Source organism: Streptococcus cristatus (assembly GCF_001588905.1).
Taxonomy (GTDB): domain Bacteria; phylum Bacillota; class Bacilli; order Lactobacillales; family Streptococcaceae; genus Streptococcus; species Streptococcus cristatus_N.
The window spans coordinates 1-3,642 of record NZ_LAWH01000073.1 but is presented as its reverse complement, the minus strand read 5'-3'; the positions used below and the strand labels follow the sequence as shown (position 1 = coordinate 3,642).

General features: G+C 44.7%; 4 protein-coding genes. 2 read left to right on the top strand and 2 right to left on the bottom strand.

Going from position 1 to position 3,642, the window contains the following annotated elements; all coding sequences use genetic code 11:
• The first annotated feature begins 105 nt into the window (after positions 1–105).
• Both A0765_RS09735 and A0765_RS09730 read left to right on the top strand, forming a co-directional pair.
• Positions 106–786 carry a response regulator transcription factor gene (locus A0765_RS09735; protein ID WP_062006380.1) on the top strand — a complete coding sequence of 227 codons (681 nt, stop codon included), beginning with the start codon at positions 106–108 and terminating at the stop codon, positions 784–786.
• Between the two features lie 2 nt (positions 787–788).
• Entirely contained in the window at positions 789–1,664 is an 876-nt protein-coding gene (locus A0765_RS09730) for a sensor histidine kinase (RefSeq protein ID WP_062006378.1), read from the top strand.
• 41 nt (positions 1,665–1,705) lie between these two features.
• Here the strand turns inward: A0765_RS09730 and A0765_RS09725 are convergent, their stop codons facing one another.
• Together A0765_RS09725 and A0765_RS09720 are read right to left on the bottom strand one after the other, a co-directional pair.
• A complete protein-coding gene (locus A0765_RS09725; RefSeq protein ID WP_062006375.1) occupies positions 1,706–2,470 on the bottom strand; it encodes an ABC-2 transporter permease family protein in 765 nt (254 codons plus the stop codon).
• Entirely contained in the window at positions 2,467–3,396 is a 930-nt protein-coding gene (locus A0765_RS09720; protein ID WP_062006374.1) for an ATP-binding cassette domain-containing protein, read from the bottom strand. Before A0765_RS09720 ends, A0765_RS09725 begins: the two co-directional genes overlap by 4 nt.
• Positions 3,397–3,642 lie beyond the last annotated feature (246 nt).

Sequence of the window (3,642 nt, the reverse complement as noted above, 5' to 3'; positions counted from 1 at the left end):
TTACCGATTTCTGTCCCACTCTCTTTCTTTTGTATCGTTTATATTTGATTGACTTGCTGGCTCATCCTTGCTACACTAGTTTTATCAAGCTATTGGAGAATGATGATGGCCAATCTTTTACTAATTGAAGACAACAATGATATTCATGAGATTTTGAAAAATCTCTTTACGCAGGAGCATGTCGTGTTTTCAGCTTATTCTGGAACCGAGGGACTGCGGATTTTTGCGGAAGAAGAGATTCATCTAGTCTTGCTGGATATTATGCTGCCGGGAAAAAATGGCGATGAGGTGCTGAGGGAAATTCGCAAGACCAGTCAGGTGCCGGTGGTCATGCTGACAGCTCTGGGTGAAAAGAGTCTGGTGAGCCAGTATCTGCTGGACGGCGCCAATGACTATATTGTCAAGCCTTTTAATCTAGACGAAGTGGCAGCGCGTGTCACTGTCCAACTGCGAGGCAGTCAGCAGTCCCAGTCTAAGCCTGCTGGGGAGACCTTGATCAAAAACATTCGCCTTCTGCCAGATACCTTTGAAATTGCTTCTGGGGACCAGTCCATGCGGCTGGGGAAAAAGGAATTTCAGATCTTCCAGACCTTGCTGGCTCATCCTAAAAAGATTTTTACCAAGGAGGAGCTGTATGAGTTGGTCTGGGAGGAGACCTATCTGCCAGGCGATAATACGCTCAATGCCCATCTCAGTAATCTTCGTAAGAAATTAGCCCAGCTGGATAGTTCGACAGACTATATCGAGACCATTTGGGGTCTGGGCGTGCGGCTCAAGGAGGATTAGCTATGTGGTTGATTTTAGCCTTCGGGCTCATACTTTTCTTGTCAATCTCGCTGGTTCGCTATCATCTGACGATTCGTAGTCTGACCAGCCAGATCCGTGACAAACGTCGTACAGGAAGTCAGGTTCGCTTGACCTTGAGAGATCAAGCTCCTAGTCTAGTGGCTCTGACTGACGAGGTGGAGCAGCTTTTTCAGGAAATTGATAAGATGTCCTTTGTGACCCAGCAGGAAAAGAAAACCTTGGACATGGCTATCAGCAATATTGCCCACGATATCCGAACACCGCTGACTATTGCTAGTGGCTATACGCAACAGCTACTCAAGGACGCTGATAAGGACCAGATGGACCAGCAGTTGCAAAAGATTGCGGATAATCTAGGTATGGTATCCAGACGCTTGGAGGCTCTGATGGAATACCGTCGCTTGATGGAAGGAGCTATTCGACCGAAGTTGCAGCGAGTAGATCTATCCCAGCTGGTCACCCAGCAACTCTTTGCCTACTATGATGCCTTTCAGCGAGCAGGGATTGATTTAGATGTGGATTTGTCTGAAAATTTGTTGCTGGAAACGGACAGTGATATCTTTGATCGAATCGTCCAGAACATGCTCAGCAATGTCCTCAAACATGGCCGAGAAGCAGCCAGCATCAGTCTGAAAAATGAAGGGCAAAAGGTTATTTTTCAGGTCAAAAATAAGGTTCAGAAGCCCATTTTACATCTGGATAAGCTGACTAATCGCTTCTATTCTGAAAACCTCTCCAGTAGTGAGGAATCCTCTGGACTGGGCCTTTATATCACCCAGCAGCTGGTCGAAATCTTAGGTGGTGATTTGACCATTCAAGCAGAGGACGATTGGTTTGAATTGATTGTGGCCTTATAAAAAAGAATCAGCTAGTCAGAAGATTAGCTGATTCTTTGGTTTTAGAGATCTTTTTTCTTGAAAATGAGGAGGCTGTTGCCTAGGAAGAAGACTGCTATGCCAATTGCTACCAAGCTAGCTTGCAAAACAACGGCAGGATCCGCAGCCATCACTATTCCAAATCGTAAGGTTAAATAGCGGAACAACTCTATATGAGGATAGAGCAAGACTGGAAAGACGAGCAGGGCGCTTCCGACAAAATAGGTAATAAAGACCGCAGCAATGGAATGGCTGATATAAAGGACGAAAGACACAATACTAATCCAAGCGATGGTTATCATGAGCTGGACGAGAATAGTTAGTAAAAATTGGTCAAAGAAGCCTGCCGGAGCTGTCCCAATTCCATTGATAGCGCTAGCGATGATGAAGGATAGCCCTAGCAAGAGGATGAATTGGAAGATGGCAACAACAAAGGAGACCAAAGTTTTAGATAAGAAGAACTCTGTCCGTGAAATACCGTGAGCGAGGCTGTTTTTATAAAGCTTACGGGACAAGTCCACACCTAATAAGAGGCAGACGACAATGAGAGTGAAAAATATAACACTGTCAGAATTTCCAGAGAAATGGGCAAGAGCATTGATACCCGTCATTTTTACTGGTACTTGCTGAGTGACGTTTTGTCCATCCATCCCAATGGATGTTCCAAATCTGCTGGTAACCTTATAGAGGACGCTGAGCAGGGTATTGGCTAGTAAAACGAGCTCGGTAATCCAAAAGCCCTTGGAGTGGAAGAGACGGTAAAAGTCAGCGCGAATGGTTTGAATCATGATAGACCTCCCTGGTTTTGATCAACTAAATCTGTAAAGAAATTTTCGAGATTTTGCCGTGCATAGTAGATTTCTTGAATGACTAAGTCAGCTGTGACCAACTCTTTTACGATATTGTTGATGTTGTGCGAATGGGTAAAGACATGGATCTCATTGAGAGCATTGACCACCTTGATGCGGTAGCCTAATTGGTCTTGGAGCAGCTGGCTGGCTTCCTCCAAATGATCTGTTTTCAAGACGATATAATCTTCGCTTTGCTCTTCAAATTCAGCCTTAGAAATTTCCTTGATCATATGACCTTGGTCGATGATGCCAAAGCGCGTAGCGACTAGATAGAGCTCGGATAGGATATGACTGGAAATAACAAAGGTCATGCCCAGCTCTTCATTGAGCTTTTGAACAAGCTGGCGAAATTCCTTGATGCCGACAGGATCTAGTCCGTTGATAGGCTCGTCTAAAATCATCAGATCTGGCTTGGATAGTAGGGCGATAGCGATGCCTAAACGTTGCTTCATACCGAGGGAGAAGTCGCGAAATTTCTTCTTGCCAGTGTCCGTCAGGTCTACATAGTTGAGCGTTTCTTGGATGGCCTTATCGGCATTAGGAATCTGGCGCAGTTTGCAGTAGTAGCTGAGATTTTCGTAGGCGGTCAAGTGGTTGTGGGCAACGGGCGTTTCAATGACCGAGCCGACCCGCTTGAGGGCTTGTGTCCATTCGGCCTGATTGCTGGAACCAAAGAGAGACACGGTTCCGTTGTTGGCATGCATCAGCTGGGTCATAATTTTGATCAGAGTGGTTTTACCAGCTCCGTTTTTACCGATGAGACCGTAAATATCTCCTTTTTTGATGGTCAGATTGACATCGCTCAGAGCCTGTTGTTGGCCGAACTTTTTGCTGACCCCTTGTAAAACTAAAATATTTTCCATGGTTTTACTTCTCCTTTTTGAATTATCTTTGGAAATCCTTTCCTCACTATCCAGTATATCGGACACTTATTAAGTATTCATCAAGCATTTCTAAAATATTTCTAAAATCTTGAAATAGAAATGATAATTCGTGTTGAAGCGGACTGCAACCTATAGAAAAGAGAGTGGGACAGAAATCGGTAATTGGTTAGAATTCGATTTCGTCGTCCCACCTCCGCACAGTTGAGTAGGGCTGTAAAAGCTGAT

Bases quoted from the DNA above. Each gene is read 5' to 3' on its own strand.
- A0765_RS09735 (WP_062006380.1), top strand. From the start codon at position 106: ATGGCCAATCTTTTACTAATTGAAGACAACAATGATATTCATGAGATT.
- A0765_RS09730 (WP_062006378.1), top strand. From the start codon at position 789: ATGTGGTTGATTTTAGCCTTCGGGCTCATACTTTTCTTGTCAATCTCG.
- A0765_RS09725 (WP_062006375.1), bottom strand. From the start codon at position 2,470: ATGATTCAAACCATTCGCGCTGACTTTTACCGTCTCTTCCACTCCAAG.
- A0765_RS09720 (WP_062006374.1), bottom strand. From the start codon at position 3,396: ATGGAAAATATTTTAGTTTTACAAGGGGTCAGCAAAAAGTTCGGCCAA.